The organism is uncultured Aquimarina sp. (genome assembly GCF_947495315.1).
Taxonomy (GTDB): domain Bacteria; phylum Bacteroidota; class Bacteroidia; order Flavobacteriales; family Flavobacteriaceae; genus Aquimarina.
In genome coordinates this window covers 319,408-339,916 of sequence record NZ_CANLYD010000005.1, presented here as the reverse complement: position 1 = coordinate 339,916, position 20,509 = coordinate 319,408, and the positions used below count along the sequence as shown (strand labels likewise).

Annotated in this window: 15 protein-coding genes; 4 read left to right on the top strand and 11 right to left on the bottom strand. The window is 32.7% G+C overall.

What is annotated here, in order from left to right:
• Window positions 1–29: 29 nt before the first annotated feature.
• Window positions 30–626, top strand: a complete 597-nt coding sequence (locus tag Q0910_RS11505) for a porin family protein (RefSeq protein WP_299216236.1) — start codon at window positions 30–32, stop codon at window positions 624–626.
• A gap of 14 nt (window positions 627–640) precedes the next feature.
• Here Q0910_RS11505 and Q0910_RS11500 read toward each other — a convergent pair whose 3' ends face one another.
• The 6 genes from Q0910_RS11500 to Q0910_RS11475 all read right to left on the bottom strand — a co-directional run bounded on the left by Q0910_RS11500 (window position 641) and on the right by Q0910_RS11475 (window position 10,310).
• Window positions 641–1,534, bottom strand: coding sequence for a hypothetical protein (locus tag Q0910_RS11500; protein ID WP_299216233.1), 894 nt, complete (start codon window positions 1,532–1,534; stop codon window positions 641–643).
• Between the two features lie 8 nt (window positions 1,535–1,542).
• Window positions 1,543–5,253: a metallophosphoesterase gene (locus Q0910_RS11495; protein WP_299216230.1), complete on the bottom strand. Its 3,711-nt coding sequence runs from the start codon at window positions 5,251–5,253 to the stop codon at window positions 1,543–1,545.
• A gap of 12 nt (window positions 5,254–5,265) precedes the next feature.
• Entirely contained in the window at window positions 5,266–6,795 is a 1,530-nt protein-coding gene (locus Q0910_RS11490; protein ID WP_299216227.1) for a GH3 auxin-responsive promoter family protein, read from the bottom strand.
• A 2-nt stretch (window positions 6,796–6,797) separates the two neighbouring features.
• On the bottom strand, window positions 6,798–8,033 hold the full coding sequence (locus Q0910_RS11485) for a Pycsar system effector family protein (RefSeq protein ID WP_299216224.1): 1,236 nt from the start codon (window positions 8,031–8,033) through the stop codon (window positions 6,798–6,800).
• 40 nt (window positions 8,034–8,073) lie between these two features.
• On the bottom strand, window positions 8,074–8,658 hold the full coding sequence (locus Q0910_RS11480) for a M48 family metalloprotease (protein WP_299216221.1): 585 nt from the start codon (window positions 8,656–8,658) through the stop codon (window positions 8,074–8,076).
• A 197-nt stretch (window positions 8,659–8,855) separates the two neighbouring features.
• Complete coding sequence (locus Q0910_RS11475; RefSeq protein ID WP_299216218.1) at window positions 8,856–10,310, bottom strand: CotH kinase family protein; 1,455 nt, start codon at window positions 10,308–10,310, stop codon at window positions 8,856–8,858.
• A gap of 156 nt (window positions 10,311–10,466) precedes the next feature.
• Between Q0910_RS11475 and pafA the strand changes: the two genes are divergently transcribed.
• Together pafA and Q0910_RS11465 are read left to right on the top strand one after the other, a co-directional pair.
• Entirely contained in the window at window positions 10,467–12,110 is a 1,644-nt protein-coding gene (gene pafA, locus Q0910_RS11470) for an alkaline phosphatase PafA (RefSeq protein WP_299216215.1), read from the top strand.
• 15 nt (window positions 12,111–12,125) lie between these two features.
• On the top strand, window positions 12,126–13,019 hold the full coding sequence (locus Q0910_RS11465) for a YihY/virulence factor BrkB family protein (RefSeq protein WP_299216213.1): 894 nt from the start codon (window positions 12,126–12,128) through the stop codon (window positions 13,017–13,019).
• Between the two features lie 210 nt (window positions 13,020–13,229).
• On the opposite strand, the gene Q0910_RS11460 is transcribed toward Q0910_RS11465, so the two are convergent.
• The 5 genes from Q0910_RS11460 to Q0910_RS11440 form a co-directional block, all read right to left on the bottom strand.
• Window positions 13,230–14,987: a DUF3987 domain-containing protein gene (locus Q0910_RS11460; protein ID WP_299216210.1), complete on the bottom strand. Its 1,758-nt coding sequence runs from the start codon at window positions 14,985–14,987 to the stop codon at window positions 13,230–13,232.
• A 1-nt stretch (window position 14,988) separates the two neighbouring features.
• The gene (locus tag Q0910_RS11455; protein ID WP_299216207.1) at window positions 14,989–15,933 is read right to left on the bottom strand and encodes a BT4734/BF3469 family protein; all 945 of its coding nucleotides are present in this window, start codon (window positions 15,931–15,933) and stop codon (window positions 14,989–14,991) included.
• A complete protein-coding gene (locus tag Q0910_RS11450; RefSeq protein ID WP_299216204.1) occupies window positions 15,930–16,268 on the bottom strand; it encodes a helix-turn-helix domain-containing protein in 339 nt (112 codons plus the stop codon). The genes Q0910_RS11455 and Q0910_RS11450 overlap by 4 nt, the downstream gene beginning before the upstream one ends.
• Window positions 16,269–16,364: 96 nt before the next feature.
• A complete protein-coding gene (locus Q0910_RS11445; protein WP_299216201.1) occupies window positions 16,365–17,450 on the bottom strand; it encodes a hypothetical protein in 1,086 nt (361 codons plus the stop codon).
• 6 nt (window positions 17,451–17,456) lie between these two features.
• Window positions 17,457–18,695, bottom strand: coding sequence for a site-specific integrase (locus Q0910_RS11440; RefSeq protein WP_299216198.1), 1,239 nt, complete (start codon window positions 18,693–18,695; stop codon window positions 17,457–17,459).
• A 537-nt stretch (window positions 18,696–19,232) separates the two neighbouring features.
• Here Q0910_RS11440 and Q0910_RS11435 point away from each other — a divergent pair.
• A complete protein-coding gene (locus Q0910_RS11435; protein ID WP_299216193.1) occupies window positions 19,233–20,474 on the top strand; it encodes an efflux RND transporter periplasmic adaptor subunit in 1,242 nt (413 codons plus the stop codon).
• Window positions 20,475–20,509 lie beyond the last annotated feature (35 nt).

Genomic DNA, 20,509 nt, shown 5'->3' with positions numbered 1-20,509 from the left:
TTTAAAATTTCTTAATCTCATACTATAAAATGAAACAAACACCCTTATTCCTTATAATAACCATTCTCTTATTTTCCACTGCCTGTGCTCAGGATTACCCACTACAATCTGCTCTAATGGGCGTTAAAGGAGGTGCGAATTTTTCTACTGTATATTCAGAAAATATCGATGATCTTGATTTCAGAACTGATTTTTATGCTGGATTAGCGGTTGAAGCAATGTTAACTGACAAATTTGGATTTCAGGTAGAAGCATTCTACTCAAGACAAGGATTTAAATCTAACGAATCGCTTCAAACAGAAAAAATAGCGGTGAAAATAGATTATATTCAATTTCCTATTCTGGCAAAAGCTTACCTATTAGAAGGACTTAATATACAAGGAGGAATACAACTTGGGTTTAAAATTGATGAAGAAGTGAATAATAGACTATTAGCAAATGACGTGGATCCAGAATTAGATGCTATAAGAAATTTTGACTTTCAATTAGCCTCTGGGATTGAATACAAATTCAAAAATGGATTTTTCATACAAGCCAGATACAGTTATGGGCTATCAGAAATTATTGATGATTTAGAAGTATATAGCTCTGTATTATCCGTTGGAGTCGGTTTTATGATTTATTAATGAAATAATTTATACTATATTTTAAACTTTAACCCACCTCGAATATAAAAACTATTTTGATCATTAATTGTGAGTACATTTTCCTGATCATCATTACGTAAACGTATATCATTTACAACCGTAAAACCAGCATAAGAATATAAAACCAAGTGATCCGAGAGATATCTTTCATATCCTAGTCCAGCAAGTACAATTGTCATTGAAATATTGTTCGCTATTTTCTCTTCGGAGGTTACGATATCGGTGAAATTTCGATTATTTTGAATATTAGCGAAGAAGCCATCTAATGTAACAAAGCTCTGGAAAGCATTTTTCTTTTTAAAGCGATACTTAATATTAGATTTTGGGACTCCTAAAACAAACGACCAATTAGGACGAAACTCCCGATAATAATTTATAAACGGTAATGGAAAAGGTCTTCCAGCGGTTGTAGAATATCGCATCCCCAAAATAAGGCGCCAAGGTTTTGAGACAGCCTCTTTTGTTTTATCCTTTACGAAAAAAATCGAACCTGTAAACAAAATATCTTCCGCACCTACCCCTTCTCCCTCAAAATTAGAAGCTACTATAGCTCCCGTCTGTGCTGCAAAGCGCCAGTTGTTTTTTAACAAAAAAGTGTATGTCAGACTACCCTCAAACGAACTGAACCGTTCTAATTCATTAGTATCAAAATCAGTTTCATCTCTATAAATAAAATTCACGTTTCTATATTCGATACCTGGTACCAGATAGCTTCCTTTATTATTCAATTTTATTGGATATTTAGCAAATACTCTGAGTCTCCTAAAAGAGTTGTCACTATCCTTTTGCGGAAAAAAAGTATATTCTACTCGTGCAAGATCAGAAACCTGAGATTTAACAGATACTGTAATAACCAATAATATAAGAAGTAGTATATGCTTAATCATAAAATGTTTTAAAATTTAAAAGCAAAAGAAAATGAAAATCTGGCTCCGTCTTCTCCAGTAAATAGATTAAAAGTTCCACTCATGGCATTCGCACTATTTATCCAAAAACCACCTCCATAATCACTATGCCATTTATCAGAAGTATCATTATCAGCAATCCACACTCGACCTGTATCGCCTCCAACAAATATTCCAATTTGTAATGGTAGAATTCGAGTTTTAAATTGATTAAAACTATATCGAATATCTGCACTACCGGCCAGTGAAGATTGTCCTGTAAAACGCTCCGTTCGATAACCTCTTAACAAGTTCTCATCACCCAATTGTGCCGCTTGATAAAATTCATAATTTTCTCCGATATTAAATTGTCCTTGAGCAGCAGTTTTGAGAACCAAATTACGATTACGGGTTAGTGCGTTATAAAACCCAAGGTATGGTTTGATATACCCAAAAGTTCGATCAGTATCTTCCACATTCATTCTTCCCCCAACGTTAACTTCAAATTTCATTCCCCTGGTAGGGTTGACAACCACATCATAACTTTCATATCTATAGGTTCCATCCAATCCAGCAAACCATTTGCGATCAAAAGCTTCTGGATTTTGTAAACCTGCTTCCTGAGTGATAAAACGATCTGGAGTATCATCCACCTCTATACCTTCTATAGAACCTTTATATTCAAAGTAACTACCTAAACGTCCATTTTTAACTGCTCCTAGAGAAACTCCATAAGTGCTTAATCTCACTCGATTATAATCAAAATCTAATTCATCTTGATTATTTTCTGTCTCATTTCCAAAGCCAAAGAAATTTATTGCAAAACTAGGACTAGTGTATTTAAGACCAATCAACATATTATAATCTCCTAATATCCCTGCAAATTCGCCACGATATCCTAGGTCAAAACCCTGTGTCGCAAAATAATATCCACCAGAAAAACTATGACTACTGGAAAAAGGATTTCTATGGAATCCATTAATCGTATACACTGCCATCGGACCTATACGCACGCCGTCATCTGGATTAAAACCAATGACTGGTAATACAGAAGAAGTAGTTAACACACCTTCATTCTTATCAAAATTATTAATTTGATAATTATCTGTAAATCTAATTCTTGCTCCACCTTTTTTCTCAATGGTATTAGGCTTACTCTTGTGATCATACACAGCAATTTTACGACCTTTTTTAAATCGATAAATGTCGTTATTCTGCCCTCCAATAATATTGATTTTTATTGGATTATCTGCTTTTCCACTTGACTCAAAAACATCATCATCATCTAGCCCATAAATCCAAATTTCTTTGGTTTCTTTCTTATCAAATATTTTATCACTTACAATTTTCCCTTTTAGACCATCCTTAATTCTGGAAACTGTTACTCTAGTCTTCCCTTTCTTCATCCGATGAATCTCTATAAGATCATCTTTATCCGTACCCATTACAATAGCTAGACTAGTAAGATAATCATAGTATCGATCTGCGATATCAACTATATTTTGTCTTCTTCCTTTTAGGTTCTTCTTAATATTATCTAAGTCCTCTCCTTTTGCTTCAGTAGGAATATTCAGAAAAGCACTTTCTATAGCTGTATCTGTAAGATTTTGTTGTATGTATTTTGCTTGCTTTAGCCACTCATCTCTTCCACTATTTCTAATCAAAGTACGATCTAATCTAGTAGCAGAAGAATTAATCCACTTTACATCTTTTAATTCCTCATCATAAACCTGAAATTGATTTGCAAATCCCATTAATCCTCTCAGAGTTCCTAAAAACCCTCCATCAAAATTAGAAAAGGCCTGATCTCTATCCCTCGGTATAGGTTTAAAAATATGATCTCCATTTTCCTGTTCATATTCTGCCCATCTCCATTGATCTTGATGCCGATCCCAATCTCCAATTAACATATCAAAAATTCTGGCTCTTATGTACGATGATTCATCTATTTTATATTTTTCGTCTCTTCTCAATCTTTCATATACATCCGAAGTACTTTCTATGTCATCAGGTTTTCCAAAGGAAGCTAAATCTTTATGATTCTCTTCAGGTCGTTCCTCAATCATATACAATTCGTCTCCATAATCAACGTTGTATTTTCCTAAAGCATTTTGTTTTGGAACATAATACAGCTTAGGATTCGTATGAAAAATTCCAACAGCATCTGATAATTCCGGAATTACTGTAAAAATATATGGATGTCCTGCTGTATAAAAATCCAACAGAATATCTTCTGAAATAGTGTTTTCTAAAGATTCTTCTACATAGTTATTCTGAAAAACAGTAGATTGTAAAAACTTTATACCACTCTTTTTTAGAGCTCGCATATTGTACTCTTTACCATCTTTTCTTTTTAACCGTAATGATCTAGTTTGATGTCCTCCTCCTTTACGCACGACTTCTAACCCTCCATATAATGTATCCAAAATAGCAACTTTAGTTTGGATTTTTGTACCATATAAATCTCTATAATGATCCCCCCAAATGCTTTCATAAAACTCAGTTCGATCAGTACCTTCTTTTTCATAAATCGAAGCAGCAATAGTTGGTTGGGTTATTTCAGAAATAGAAGAAAGATCATATGTTGGAGTTTTTTCATAAATTTCTTTCTTGAAAAGCAATTCTGGCTTATTATTTTTACTGCCAAAAAACGAAGCCCATACAGCTCCATCTTTATAAACATCTAGCTTTACAAAACCTTGTCCTCCATAAGCAAAAAGTCCATCATTACTTAAAGTAGCGTATGAATTTTTAGCTCCAGCTCCAGAGACAATCTGCTTGATTCCATTATGTTCTATATACTGCAAAGAATGTTCGTGACCCGAAGCAAAAATGATTCGTTCTGATCCTTTAGCCAATGTTTCTAATCGCTGCACCAAAGATTTATATTGCTTGTTCTGATTATCCTGAGTGGATATTGCTCCTGCTGTACGGATTTGCATGGCCAGTGATCCCAAAATAGGTACTGGCACTTTTTTTTGTGATGGATATAGGTGTTTAACAGGAGCATATTTACCTCCGTGAACGCCATTAGTATATAAGGGATGGTGTAAAGCAAAAAGAATCGTTTTATCCTGATTTTTCTTGAATTCACTTTCTACCTCAAGAAACATCGCCTCGCGAGTTTTGATCTCTGGACAATTATCATTAACTGTTGGATGTTTATCCCAATCTTCAAGATACCATTGTGAGTCTAGAATAATCAATTGGATATTATCTGTAATTTCTATACTTTCCAGTGCACAACCTTTTGATGGCCTAAACACTTTCTTATCTTTTAATTTCTCCTCAAAGTACTTTTCCTCTCGCTCTAATCCTTTTAAGCCCTCATTATACCAATCATGGTTGCCAGGAATGAAATAAACTTGCCCATCAAAATTTTTTACAGCATCTATTTGAGCATCTAAACGATGTTCTGCTATTTTTCTGTCTTTTTTATCCTTTTTAGGCATTCCATCAGGATATATATTGTCCCCAAGAAAAATGGTATAGTTTCCTTTTTGTTTATGATTCTCTAGATATTTTTCTAAAGCCAATAGTGCAGAGGTACTCTGATCTGGTTTTGCATATCCAGCATCTCCAATTAGATAAAAAGTTTTTTCTATTTCTTTTTCTTCCAGTGCTACAGAATCATCAAAAGGTTCTCTGTATTTTGGTTCATACAATGCACAACCAGAAACAAAAACAGTAAGTATAATAAGAGTTATATATTTATAGTTCATAGACCGATTTTTTTAATTTGAAATATTTTCTGACACAAAGGTTTCCCATTCCGCAAACTTTTCTTCAGACATAACACGTTCCATTTTTACCTGTCCTCCCTTTTTCTTTTGTGCCCCACTCCATTCTGAAAATATGGACATCGGCACTGTTGTCACTTTTACTCCTTTTAAAGCCTTGCTTCGGGCTACTCTATAATTCTTGTTAGCTTTTTTAAGTACCTCATCTAGCGTTTCCGCTAGAACGTTGTTTTCTACAGAAGTTTCCGTACCCAAATACCAATGATGATGAAACTCGTCATTAATCCTTGTCGCTGCTAACGTAAACTCGGGAACTTCGATATCAAACTTTCCTTCAATTTCTCGTAAAGCGGTATTCATTTTATTAACTGATAATTGCGAGCCAACAACATTTAAGAAAAACTTAGTACGCCCAGTAATTCTAATTTCAACTCTAGCTACATCCGTAAATTCTATGGTATCCCCAATGATATATCTCCAAGCACCAGAAACAGTACTTATTAATAACACATAATCCTGATCTGTTTCTACTTCTGCTAATGTGATTGAGGGTGCATCTTGTTTTAAGGACCCATCTTGGTTGATATATTCCGGTTGAAAAGGAACGAATTCGAAATAAATACCATTATCTGTAATTAACTTCATCGCATCAGTTTCTGGACGTTCTTGATAGGCTATAAATCCTTCTGAAGCGAGATATGTATCGATTACGGTAATGGGATGTTCCAATAAATTATTAAAGCTTTTCTCATAAGGTGCAAAAGCTACTCCTCCAGAAGTATAGACTTGTAAGTTTGGCCAAATATCGTGTATAGTTTCAGCATTGTGATAGTCAATAACTTTCTGAAGCATTAACTCCATCCAGGATGGGATACCACTCAATGCTCCAATATCCCAATCTTTTGCTTTTTCTGCAATAAGCTGAACGCGTTTATCCCAATCATCAATTTTTGCAATATCACGACCAGGTTTATAAAACCCTTCAAACCAAAAAGGAATATTGCTAGCACTAATACCACTGATTTCTCCTTCGAGATGTCCATCTTTTTCTTGTAAATCAGTAGAACTCCCCAACATCATGATTTCTTTTTCAAAGAATTCTGCAGGTAAATCAAAATTAGATAATGCTTCAACTTGTTTAACTCCTGCATTACGAATGGCTTCAATCATATCATTTGTAACCGGAATACGTTTACTTTTTTTTCCAGTAGTACCAGAACTCAATGCGAAATAATCAGGATTACCTGGCCAGGTTACATCCTCTTCACCATCAATCACTCTAGACCACCATTCTTTATGTAACTGATGGTAGTCGAAATAAGGTACTTTATCAGCGTATGCTTTTTGTAAATCTTCTGATTCGAGAACCTTATTGAACTCATATGTTTTACCAAAGGCAGTATCAGAAGCTGTTTTTAATAGCATCTCCAGTATTTTTTGTTGCGCTTCTATATGATTGGGTTCAGAGGTTAATGCCCCTTTTAACTCAATTGCTCCTTTTATTAATGATCCTATAATTGCCATGTTTATTCTGTGATTTTATCTAAAATTTCTGGATTACCTACTTGTTCTACTAAATCTATACCTGTAAAGGCTATAATAAAAGCTAGTACCGATAGTATAATTCCTATGGTAAATACGATGTATGTTATTTTTAATAAAGTATACTTCTTCTTCAACACCAGTCCCAATAAATAAAGATCTTTGGTCAGCATTTTATATACATAGGACTTATCATTAATGATTTCATCAATTGCCCATTGATATCTTTCATAAGGCATTTTGTAAAAATTCCCGAAAAATAATAAGTTTACTTTTCTATTCTTTACCTGCTCTGTAGTAAACTCTCCTCCAGTTACTTTTGGTTGTGTAGACATTATTGATAAAATAATAGAGGCCACACTAAAGAGTACTAAAATTAAACTAGGAATCATTAAGTGACGATTGCTTGCTGCATCAAGTTTAGGAATTAGATTTGCTAGCGCCAGTGAAATAATAATCGCGTTTACGGAAAGTAAGATATTAGCCTTGGTATCCGCTATATCACTTAACTTAATATGATTTCTTAGGGTGACTCTAAATAAGGTCTGAATACTTCTCTCCGGGCTTTCGTCTTTGTATTTTGCCTTAAGTTTTGCTTTGACAACCTCTTTTTTGTGTTTCTTTTTATTTTTCTTTTGTTTTTTAACAAGATTTAATAAATTTTTATTTTTTTCTGGTTCCCAATTTTCAACTGCATATCGGGTATAGTATTTGTGTTGTTTAGAAAATAATTTCACATTTTCAGCTCTCCATTCTTTTCCAGAAAGTTCCGAAATACCTAGGAGTATTAGCTCCTGATGCAGAAGTTCACTCACTTCAGCAAAATAATCTTTAGCCAAATGAGAGCTGTCGGCATCTTTGATAATTTCTTCAAGAATAGTATTTGGCTTTTTCTCAAACTCTGTCGCCAAAATACAGTTTTCTATTATCGCTATTGCCTTGTCACTTATTTGATATTCTGATAAAAATTCTGATGCTATTCGTACACTTTCTTTTTCGTGGTTTTCTTCTCCTTTAATATATCCTGCATCATGAAACCAAGCGGCAATCTGAACAGCTTCTGAGTCTTCATTACTAATATCAGTTTTTTCGATAATCTCTTTTACACTTTCTACAACTCTTTGTGTATGCAGAAAATTATGGTATAAATACGTCGTGGGTAATTTTTCCTTAAAGAGTTCGAATATGTAATTTTCTGCTTTTTCCAGTATAGCTTTCATTAGTATTCTTTTTAGTTAAATGATAGTTAGTTGAGTATATTCAAAGTTTCAATTTGTTTGTCTCTTGCTCCTTAACCAAAATCAATATTTCATCAGGAGATAGATATAGTCTTCTAATACGTGCTTTATATTTTTCAGATAAGGAACTATGGTTAAGGATAAACTTTTTAGTTGCTAAGATGTAATCTTGCATCGCATGTGTTATTGCATAGGTATCTGCTATACGCTCTGCCTCTCTTATGTAATTTGGAGAAATCCAGTATTGTATTCCAAATAGCATAAGATTCAAACTACTTCTTCTATGATAATCCATAATATGACCTAACTCGTGTCCCAACCAACCTATCAATACATTTTCTGGGACATCTTTAATAGAGAGTTGTAAACTGTCTATTTTAAAAATTTCACTCATCAAAATGACATAAGCTCTTTTCTTTTTTGATCTAAAAATCGAAGAAAACTTTGGTTGTGCTTTCATAAATGACTTCGTTAGAGAAGACTTAAACTTAAATTCGATGCTCACTTCTTCTAATTCTGGATAATGTGATAGTGCTATTCCAGCCTCCTTAATAATTGATAAAGGAATAATTTTGTTAGTCAAATGTGTAGTATCGAATGAAGCCATAATATTACTTATAGTCGCTAAGTAGAGACTATGAATTAGAATTATTTTTAAATTTTGTGAATATTGCATTACTGTTAGCAAGATAAATTAGAACTAGCAGAGACATTAATGCATATGATATAAAGGGTAACTCTTTTGATGGATATGACTACTTTTTCATTAAAAGAAGCCTTTTTTTTGAATGTTACAATCAAAAATTACGGTAAATCATTAAAATAAGTATCTAAATATCGAAGACGATTGGACAACCAAGATTCCATATAATCTAAATGATCAGATAACGCTACATCTGAGGGCCAAATTAATGTTTCTCTTTCGTACACTTTATTATTTGCGAAATAATCATAAGACTCCTTCAAATTTTTAAATAATATTTCATTACTAAATTGTTGTTTTCTTAGAGAAAACCAGCGAGCTTTTAATCGGTTTCGATAGTTACTTGGATTCACTTTAAGCAATCTATCGAATAACCCATTGCTTAAAATATCATTTGTAGTTGGAATTCTTTTACCATCCTGAATAGTTCCTAAAACACCATCTAAATCCCAAGGTACATTAAAGTAAGGTGTTTTCTTATCATATCTCGCAACATAGAAGTTTTTCCCCAGATTATCCGTAGCACGAACAAGATTAATAAATAAAAAATAATCAATAGCATTATCCAAGTTAAACTTTTTTGCTATTCTTTTCTTGAATGTGGAATCTTTAGATTTGATCACGAATTTGGTAAATCGATAAATGTTTTTCCATTGAGCTTTATAATTTACAAAAGGATACTCTACCTCGTATCCTGCCCAATGAGGGAAAATATTTTTATATTTTGGTGCCATCTTGTATGCAGGAGCTCCATTATGACTTCCTGCCTTAAATAGCTCACCTCTTACTTTACCTTTTTTAAGTTTTTTGAGTTGTAAAAGTTTTCGATCTACTTGCTCAGTCAGCGCGTGTATTCCGATATATTTTGAATCCAAAAAGACTTCTGAAAGCATTAAATCAATACCACTTTTTGCCCCCTCTTCTTGATTTATATATGAAGGCTTGTTAATCGATAACCACAGTTTATTGCAGAAAAAAGATCGTAAACGAAGTGGTTCATTATACAACCCATCTAAAATCCAATCATCATCTTCTCTTAGGTCTCCAAACATCATATCAACCGAAGTTTCTTCCTCAGGGGTTTTCCAAAACTCTAAATCATAGGATTTTTTTGGAAATTTTAGTGAAATGTTACCTCGCAATTCAACGCCTGCTATAGCAATCTTAATACTATCTTGGTTAGCAAATGTAAATTGAGATGGAACTTTTGGGTCATCTTTTATAGCTTCTTCTGAAGTTATTTTAATAACGGGTAGTTGCGTAATATATAATTTAAATATTTCACTATTATAGTTCACATTGTAACTTCTTGTATATGACAAACTATCTAATGATGAAGAAAACATATAACCGCCTTCAAAATTTATATTTAGCATATTACTGTTAGAATTCAAAGAATCTGGTATCTTAAAATTCCATACAATAATTTTATGTTTTTGATCAATACCATAATTCTCTTTATTAGGAGTTATCATCTCCATATCCTGTGATATCAGTTGAAGATGACATAAAAGCATCAGTATGTATACAAATAGTGTATATTTTTTAAACTTCATTAATCCTATTTAGCGAGTAGTATTCTAGTAGTACAAATATTGGAATAAATTGTACCAAATTTTGACACAATCCATATAAGTTTTACCTGTATCAATAAATAACTATCAATTTACGTGCTTTTTGACTATTTTGAGGTTTATTATGAATTTGATTTTATGATTTTTAGATTAATCAGTATCATCGTGCTACTTTTTTTATCCGCAAATGCTCAAGAAAAAATTGAAAACGATACAAAAAAAATAAAACCTAAACTTGTCATAGGTATTGTGGTTGATCAAATGCGGTATGATTATCTCACTCGCTTTTATGATCGATTTGGTGAAGGCGGGTTTAAAAGAATGATTAGAAATGGTTTTTCATGTAAAAATCACCATGTTGATTATATCCCGACCACTACCGCGCCTGGACATACTTCTATTTTCACAGGTACTACTCCTCAAAACCACGGTATTATTGGCAATAGTTGGTATGATAAAATAAGTAAGCAAAAAGTATATTGCGTTGAAGATAATACGGTCTCTCCGGTTGGCACAAGTAGTTCCGCCGGTAAAATGTCTCCAATAAAATTAAAAGTTACTACTATAACCGATCAAAATCGTTTGCATACTCAAATGCGAGGTAAAACTATTAGTATCGCCATTAAAGACAGAGGAGCGATACTTTCTGGAGGACATACAGCTAATGCTGCCTACTGGTTTAGAGGAAAGGGACAAGGAAGTTGGATTTCATCTTCTTATTATATGACTAGACTACCCAAGTGGGTTGTGAATTTTAACGAATCGAACGTGATTGATTCTTATTTCATGAATTGGGATACACTTTATGAAATTGAGTCTTATACCGCGAGTGGAAATGATAGCACACAATTTGAGAGAGGTTTTAAAGGAAAAGAAAAAGCCGTATTTCCTTATGATTTACTAAAACTTAAAGAATTTAATGGCCAGTATGATATTATAAAGCATACTCCATATGGAAACAGTTTAACTGTTGATTTTGCGGTTGCAGCAATAGTAGGAGAAAAATTGGGAAAGGATGAGCATACCGATTTTTTAACGATCAGTTTTTCTAGTACAGATTACATTGGGCATAATTTCGGAGTAAATTCTAAGGAAGCCGAAGACACTTATCTTCGACTGGATCAGGATATAGAACGTTTGCTAGTGACTTTAGACAAGAAAGTAGGTAAAAATAAATACACCGTTTTTCTAACTTCTGATCACGGAGCAACACAAGTTCCCCAATATTTAAAATCAGTAAAAATTCCGGCAGGATATTTTAAAGAAGCCTCTGTTCATTTAAACACGAAACATTATATCAGTTCTTTATATCAAAACGATGAGATCATTGAAAACATATCAAACAATCAAGTATTTTTAAATTATGAGTTGATAAGAAATAAAAATCTTGATGTAAGAGAAATTCAAAAAAAAATTGCTAGGTATCTTTTAACTCTTGAAAGTATAGACAAAGTGTATACAAGAAATCAACTAGAAAATATGAGCTATGCATTCGGCACAGGAGCGTTACTCCAAAAAGGATTTCATAAAAAGAGAAGTGGAGATGTTTTTTACACACTTGCTCCATCAATAATTGCATATTCAAGAACCGGTTCTTCACACGGAAGTGGATATGCTTATGATTCTCATGTCCCCTTACTATTTTATGGAAACAGTATATCACAAGGGTTTACAAATATAAAAACCACAGTATCAGATATTTCACCTACTATTTCAGTTTTATTAGGCATTTCAAATCCAAATGGAACCACAGGAAGTATTATAAATGAAGTCGTCGATTAACTTACTTTTAGTATTATGGAACACATACTAATACCAATAAAATCATTCTTTAAGATTCTCATAACTACCTATAAAAATTGGACTGCTAATGAGCCTTTCCAAATGAGTGCAGCAGTAAGTTACTATGCATTATTTTCTTTTCCTGCACTGTTAATTATAATTATTCAGACTACTGGTCTTTTTTATGAAAAAAATGAGGTAAAAGGAAAAATTTTAAATGAAATTACTGATGTTCTAGGAAAAGATGTGGCTAAAACCATCGAAATAATGCTCAAAAATGCTATAGATCAAGAACAACCTACCTTATTAATTATCATTGGTATTTTTACACTTCTTTATGGTGCAACAGGAATGTTTATTGCTTTACAAAAGTCTTTGAATACGATTTGGCGTGTTAAGCCTAAACCAAAAAACGAAATATTAAAAATGATTAAAGACCGTATTTTTTCCTTAGGATTGATTCTTATGATTGGTCTTCTACTTTTAACATCATTGGTATTGACCACTTTAATAACTGCAACTACCGATTGGATAGGCAGGCATTTCCCAGATATTATCATTTATGTTATTCTGATTATCAATTTCATATTATCCACTGTTTTAACCACGGTACTATTTGCTATGATATTTAAAGTATTACCTGATGTAAAAATGAAATGGACAGATGTTTGGTTAGGAGCTTTCGTAACTACAATTTTATTTAGTATTGGCAAATATGCTTTAAGCATTTATTTTGGAACGGTCAATCCTGGATCCACGTTTGGCGCAGCAGGATCTGTAATATTAATACTGTTGTGGGTTTCGTATTCTAGTCTTATTTTATTCTTTGGAGCAGAATTCACAAAAGCGCTTGCCTTAGCATATGGATCAGGAATAAAACCTTCTTCGTATGCAGAGAAAGTTTATTAATCATATAAATTTTTATTAAAGTCATTTAGAATATTCGTAGCACAATCTTTTCAAACGATAAGCGAGATCTACTTCTTTTCTAAAAAGAATGGAGCTATAGATATCGAAATGGAAAAATTTAACACATAAAAATAAATGAGAGGATATTGAGGTTTTTAAGACTTCTGAGGTTTTGAAACCTCAAAATCCTCTATTCCCTTAAAAACCTCATTATTTCTTTTTGATTATATTGAGGTATTGACCATGAAATTTTCGTTGTAGATAGCCTTTTTCTACAAATTGTTTAATATACCGTTCCGCACTTTTTTGAGATATCTTTAATCTTTTTGAAATATCGCGATAGCCTTGTGTCGTAAATTGTGATGGTAATTCGTCTAGGAAACATTCTTTAATATTTTTTTGACGAGGAAGCGTTAGTTTTTCTTTAGGTAGGTATAAGAATACGCTCTCCATATGTGCTAGTAATGTTTTGATCATAAATAATGCAATTTCAAAATCCCTTGGCTCACATTCTTTTACAGTCTCCAGGTTTTCAGTTTCCATCATTCGTAATACTGATAATATCATTGTTATCCTAAAACAAATTAATCCTAACCTAAACAAGGAAGCTTCCATTCCGTTTTTCTCGAGGAATAAAAAGGTTTTATACTCTTTTCTGAAAAATTCATTAAACCGTCTTGCTTGTTCGGTGCTAAAATGAACTTTTACTCCATTAGAAATCAATCTTAATTGTGAATGAAATATCATAAATTCTTCTCCTAATCTATCAAATACTAAATCCAATCCTTCTTCATCGTCATTAGCAAATACATCTCTCCATTGCCGCTGACGATCCATATGGTAAAACATAAACCGACTGAATAGTCCATTTTCCGAATTCGGCATTAATGTCCTTACCTGATTTGGTGTTCCAGTTAAAACAGCAGATAATTTAGGGCATTCAATATTCACATACTCTCTATCCGTTCTTCGATAATAGCTAATAGATTCGTGATGAAATGCTTTTCTAAATCCATCACTATAATTCCCATGCTCGCTTTTAAAGGTTTGAGCCAAGGTATCTCCTTCAGTTTCAAAGATTAACCCTACTCCTTCGTTATTCGCCAATAATTCAAAGGTTCCTGTAGCACTGCTGTTAGCTGGAATAAACAGCATTTTCTCCAAAGGCCTGTTGGGTTTTACAAGAGTATTATCTTTACTTTTACGTTGGTTATATTCCGCTAGTTCTACTTCAAATTGTATTTTTTCAGTGCTAGTCTCTTTCCGTTTCTGTATATGAATGGGATTGACTAATCTTCTACATAAATTAACTCGTCCTTTACCCGAAGAAGCCGGTGCAGTAACAAACAGAAATAGATTTGGGTATACGGTAAACCTATCATAGATTCCATAAACATTGGGTAAACAAGCACTAATAGATGTCAAAGCACCCAAAAGGAGTATATCTCTTTCTTTTGAATTACTAGCTGTATGCACTACTTTCTTTAAAAACTCTGGTAACTCATCAAAAATAAAGGTTGAAAACTCAGCTAACTCCTTCTTTGGGAGTGCTACTTCTTTATCTTCATTATTAATAGCACTATTGTATGAATGTATTTTTTCTGGCACATAACCAGCTTTCTTCGCATAATGAAAAAGTGTTCCAATAGTTACTCCTGTTCTTTTTCCATTTAGACATTGTGTATACTGTTTTTCACATTCTTGATGTTTATACTTAGAATAAAATTTGCTTACCCTATGAAAGTAAGATGCTCCTATCTGTCCAAATTCGTCTGCCAATGCAAACCCTATTTTTAACCAATCTTCATAATTAGAAGTCATATCTGTACCTGTAGTTTCTATCCATTGTATTAATTGTTCTACTGCGTCCTTGGTATCTGAAATATTATAAACTGGTGTTGTATTTACGTTATTCGGTATAGTCTTCTCCTGGATATTAAGAAATGCTCTAACATCAAATTCTGCCATCTTATTCTAATATGTATTTAGAGTGTATATAAGCTTCGGGATCATAAGGTAATAAACAAGCTCTACTCACATCACTTCCGCTAGCATCTACTTTAATATTATAGGTTTGTTCGAAATAATTCGATACAGCTTGAAAATATTCTAGATGGGTAGCCTCTTTTAAGGAAATTTTAATAATCCATTTCAATCCTTTTCCTCTTGGAGAAGTAAACAACAATTCAGTTACAAAATATGTATCTTCCAACAACCTTTCTTTGATTTTTTGAAGCTTATTAACAGTACTTATCTCATCTATATCAATGGTAAGAAGTTCTGAATGTTTGATAAGCGATGCATTATTCCGCTTAGTAAAGGTTCCAGAAAAGGTGACATAATCAAAATTGCTTTTTTTGTATTTCCGCTGTTCTTCTTCTGTAACAAGTTTTCTAATGGTATCTGTTCGATATTTCCTACTCGTATCGGTAACCATCTTATAGGTCTCATAAATACTTATTGTTTTAGTAGCATAGAGATTATAAAGGTTTTTTGAATAATAACTAAATCTTGGATTCCACTCCTGATCAGGGATTGCGTCCAAAGCGTGGTTGATTTGTTCTAATCTCCTGTCATAATCCGAAACTTTGGATTCTAATCCTAAATGTAATACATCATTAATTCTGATCAGCAATTCATCTTCTGTTGTAGCTTTAAAATGTAATTGTGCAAAATCAAAAACATCTCCCTTAAAGTTGCTGTCTTTTAGGTCTTGGTAAGCAGCATTATTATTCGCAATACTAATTTTTAAACTACCACTATATTCCAGTAAAAATGGGTTGTTTACAGGTTTACAATCTCGATTGTTTACCGATAACACTGTTTTTTCTTCTGGAAAATGTTGCTTTAAGATATAACTGTAAACATTTAATCCGTAGTGCGTTTTAGAAAGTATATGTTTCTTTGTAATCATATCTTTCTCTTTTTGAAGGATAATGCTTCGTCTACTTCCTGTTGTATTTCGGATATCGTTTTCTTTCTTCCTCCTTTAATCCAGTCCATAAGCTCCTGTTTAGAAAAATACAATCGCTTATGTTTTTTCATCACAGGAATCTGTTTGTGTTGTACATACCCATAGATAGTTGGCACAGATAATTCCAAGAATTCAGCCGCTTCCTTTACAGTAAAAAGTTTGTCTTTTTCAGGTTCTTCATCTTTGCTTTGTAATAAGATTCTTTTGATCTCACTTACTTCATTGCTAAGTTTTGCAACGGCTTTTGGTAATTTGTCAAATGATAATTCTTCCATAACGGTATATTTTAATTTTTATACCGCAATGTTATGAGCTTGCTTTGTAGGGTATCAAGGGGGTAAATAGGTTACCCCACTAAAACCCGCCTGTTTTTAAGTAGTTTTTAACAGTTTCTCTCCGGAAGAGAAATCATTGTGTATGTAAAAGATTGGGTTTTTACAGGTTTGATGATCCGTAGAAATGATTTTATTGAGATATTTTGGGACGAAACCTTTAACCTTTCCCCGTTCAGAATATTGAAAATTAGTAGCAATCCATTTTTCTAATTGCGTTTTGTTACAATTGAATACGAGTTTATTCTCGTACAATTGCCAAAAGACATCTGCTAGCTTATTCCCTTCTGACAGAAAAACTAACTTTTTTTGTACATTTTGAGCGGTTTCAAATAATAATTCGATAAAGGAAAAATCTTGTTCTGAAAAATAAGGTTGTAGTATGCTAGATAATGATAGAATAATAGATTGTTTGAAAATAGGTAATCCCTGTTCTCTATTTTCTTTATATGGTGCTAGTCCGTGGTCATCATGTAAACCTAAAAGATTCGTATGATCAGTGATATTATCCGGTATTGCTTTTTCTTTTTCTAATTCTTCTAAAGCAATGACATCCAGAATGTCTCCGGTAAATTGTTGCAGTTCAGTTTCTAAGAATTCTTTTAAGTATATATGGATAGCATACACACGAACTACTTCTTGATTCCAATCTATGGATGGTAAAACGTTAGACTTATAATAGTTTGCTTTGATCCTTAAATATTCTATTTCTTGTTGGTATTGTAAATGAACCTCCTTAGCATAGATATCAATCACTCCATCTAATAAAAGTTGTTCTGCAGTACCTTCTAAATTTTGAATCTTTTTTAATTCTCCTTTGATAATTGGATCTCGTAATGGAGAAAGTAATTTTTCATCGATACTTCTTTCTCTTTTGACCTTTTCAAAAATCAATTTTGCATTATATTGTAAAAACCAAAATCGAAATTCTGCTGTATTTTCTTCCTGCTCAAAGAACAGTTTATAAATATCAATAGGGATTTGTAAACTGGTAATTACTTCTTCTGTAGTATCAACAGGCAGATGAGAATGTTTTTCCTTACTATTTTTAAAAAAATCTAATCGCTCAGCAACTGTGCTAAACTTTTGTAAATCCTTAATTAAATCTTCTTTCGGATACGCCATAGCATGTTAGAAATCCATTAAATTTTTAGCAAATTCTTTTTTCGCTTCATCTTCAAATCCTGCAAAATACCCTTTGGTTACATCTAAACCACTATGGTTTAAAGCTTCGCTAATAAACTCCATACTTGCTCCCTTTCTTATTGCGTTGGTCGCAAAACTATGTCGAGCCCAATAAAAAGAAATATCTTCTGGTAACTTACTATTCTTTGCTATTTTCTTAATATGCTGATTGATAAAACGGTTGAAATTTTTAATATGTTTTGTAATGTCTGCCGCTGACATATTATCTTCTACTATTGGAAACACATATCCTGACTGAGATTTATTTCCGTACTTTTTGATAATTTCTTTGGCAAAATCATTTAGGTAGATATTGATTTTTGTTTTTCGTTTAGACTTCTGAAAAGTTTTAGCCCTATAATAATGAAAAGAATTACCGTCAAAATCAGCATACTTTAGTAATGCAATATCTTTCATATTCATTCCATTACAAGCATAACTAAAAAACCAAAAATCTTTTGCTTTCTTCTGTTCAGGAGTTTTTGGTTTCGCTTTAAAAAAAATCGATAATTGTTGTTGGTTTAATGCTTTCCTAACTTTTCCAGCTTCCGAAATCTGAAATTTCTTTTCACCAAACGGATACATATCTCTATTAATATCTCCATCTTCTATCGCGTGATTAAAAACTACCCTTAAATTCCGTAAATAGATAGCAATGGTTGTTACACTCTTACCCTTCTCCAACATATACTCCTCGTAATCTTCTAACCAATTTGGGGTTATCATTCCGAAAGGAAACCTATCGTTTACCGAACTATTTTTATGTAATAAAAAATCGGTTAAAGACTTTAAGGTGTATTTGTATCCATCCGCAGTATTTATTTTCTTTCGTCTAAGGTTTCGTTTTATTTCTTTATCAAAATGATAGAATACATTATCACCATCAGTTGACCTTCTGAACATTTTTCTTTCAAAATCTTCAAAATTGAAAAAACTAATTTTTTTAGCTTCATCATTGGCTCTATTTTCAATACTACTTAATTCTATTCTCAGATCTTCATTCGTACCTCTAACCCTTGTATTACGTTCCCATATTTTTTCAAAGTCTTTTTCAGAAAGATCTATATTTAGAGGATATAATTTTACTTTTTTCAAGTTCGTAGCATATACTCGAAGTTTGACTGGGCATAATCCATTCTTTTTAGGTCTCCTGGTATCGTGAAAAATTGAAATACTATAACTCATAGTGAATTACTTTTGTGCAAACATAATTCATTTGCACAAAATTTGCACACAAAATCACTAATTAAAGAGATAAAACCTATAAACAAATAATAATAAAAATATCATAAAATACTGATTATCAAAGTATTTATAAACAAGCCAATAACAACCAACACCATTAACTTATGATTACGGCTCAAGAGGTTGCAGGTTTGAATCCTGCCGAGGTCACAAAAAAGAATGTAAATTCTTATCAAAACCACTCAATCTATATGATTTGGGTGGTTTTCTGGTTTTTAGAGCAACACTAAATTTGATACTATTTCAACTACTCAAATCTATATCCGAGTATTAGAACATAAAATTAATGATGATTTGAGCGACTTAAAGCAAATCCTAGGCTCAAAAAACTAACAAAAGCAACAAAGAAAACAACTATAATTTCTTAATAATAGATTTTGGTCATTTATGCTTTGATTATGGTTAACTCACAGGGAGACTTCCTCAATACATTTGTACTGTAAAATAAAGTTAAACACAATTTAAAAATACAATACAATGAAAACATTAAATCTAAACACCAAAAAAACGGCTAAGCAAGTTGGAATATTTGTAGGGCTAATTCTAGTTACTATGGTAGTAGTTGCTTTTACAACTAATGACGGCGAAGGAAAAACTAAAAATGAAATACCACAAGCAGCACAAGCAGCACAAGCAATGCAAGTTGAAGTTTCTAATCCAGTATTTGAAAAAATTACAGAATGGGATGATTTCACAGGACGCTTTGAAGCAAGTAATCGCGTAGAAGTTCGCGCAAGAGTAAGTGGGTATGTAGAAAACGTAAGTTTTAAAGATGGACAAAACGTAAAAAAAGGAGATGTTCTTTTTACAATAGATCAACGTCCTTTTAAAATTGCATTAGATCAAGCACGTGCATCTTACGGACAAGCACAAGCTGCTATGAAAACAGCTGAAGATAACTTCAATAGAGTAAAATCACTTAGAGAATCTGGAGCAGTTTCCATAGAGGAATATGACCGTCGTCAGCAAGCAGTTGCTGGAGCAAAAGCTTCTATACAACTAGCTCAAGCATCAGTCGATAATTCAAGATTAAATCTCGAGTTCACAAAAGTGAAGGCACCTATTTCAGGTCGCATAAGTCGCGATATGGTAAATCAAGGTAATTTGATAGATGGCGGAACATCAAACTCAACGCTTTTAACCACTATAGTAGCAACCAGTCCAATCTACTTTTATTTCAACGGGAGTGAATCAGACTTTCTAAAATACTCACGATTAGCACGAAATGGAGAACGTGGTTCTTCACGTTCTACAGAGAATCCTGTTTTTCTAAAACTTCAGGATGAGGAAGAGTATGTACACGAAGCCAAAATGGATTTTGTGGATAATGAGATAGACAGAAGCACAGGAACTATTGAAGCAAGAGCAATTCTTGATAATAAAGATAATTTAATAGAACCAGGAATGTTCGGTAAAGCTCGTCTTTTAGGAAGTGCAGAGCACGAAGCTATTATGATTCCAGATGAAATCATTGGTACCAACCAATCAGTTCGTTTTGTTTATGTTTTAGGAGAAGGCAATAAGGTCACTACTAAAAATGTAGACTTAGGACCTTTACATACAAACGGACTTCGCATTATAAGAAGTGGACTTTCATCTCAAGACAAAATCATTACAAATAACATTCAAAAAATACGACCTGGTGTAGTAATAAGTCCAGTAGAATCTTCATTGGAAAAAGAGAATAATGAAGCATTAGCTTCTGAAAAAACAAAATAAACCTAACAATACATAGTGTATCCTAATACATCACT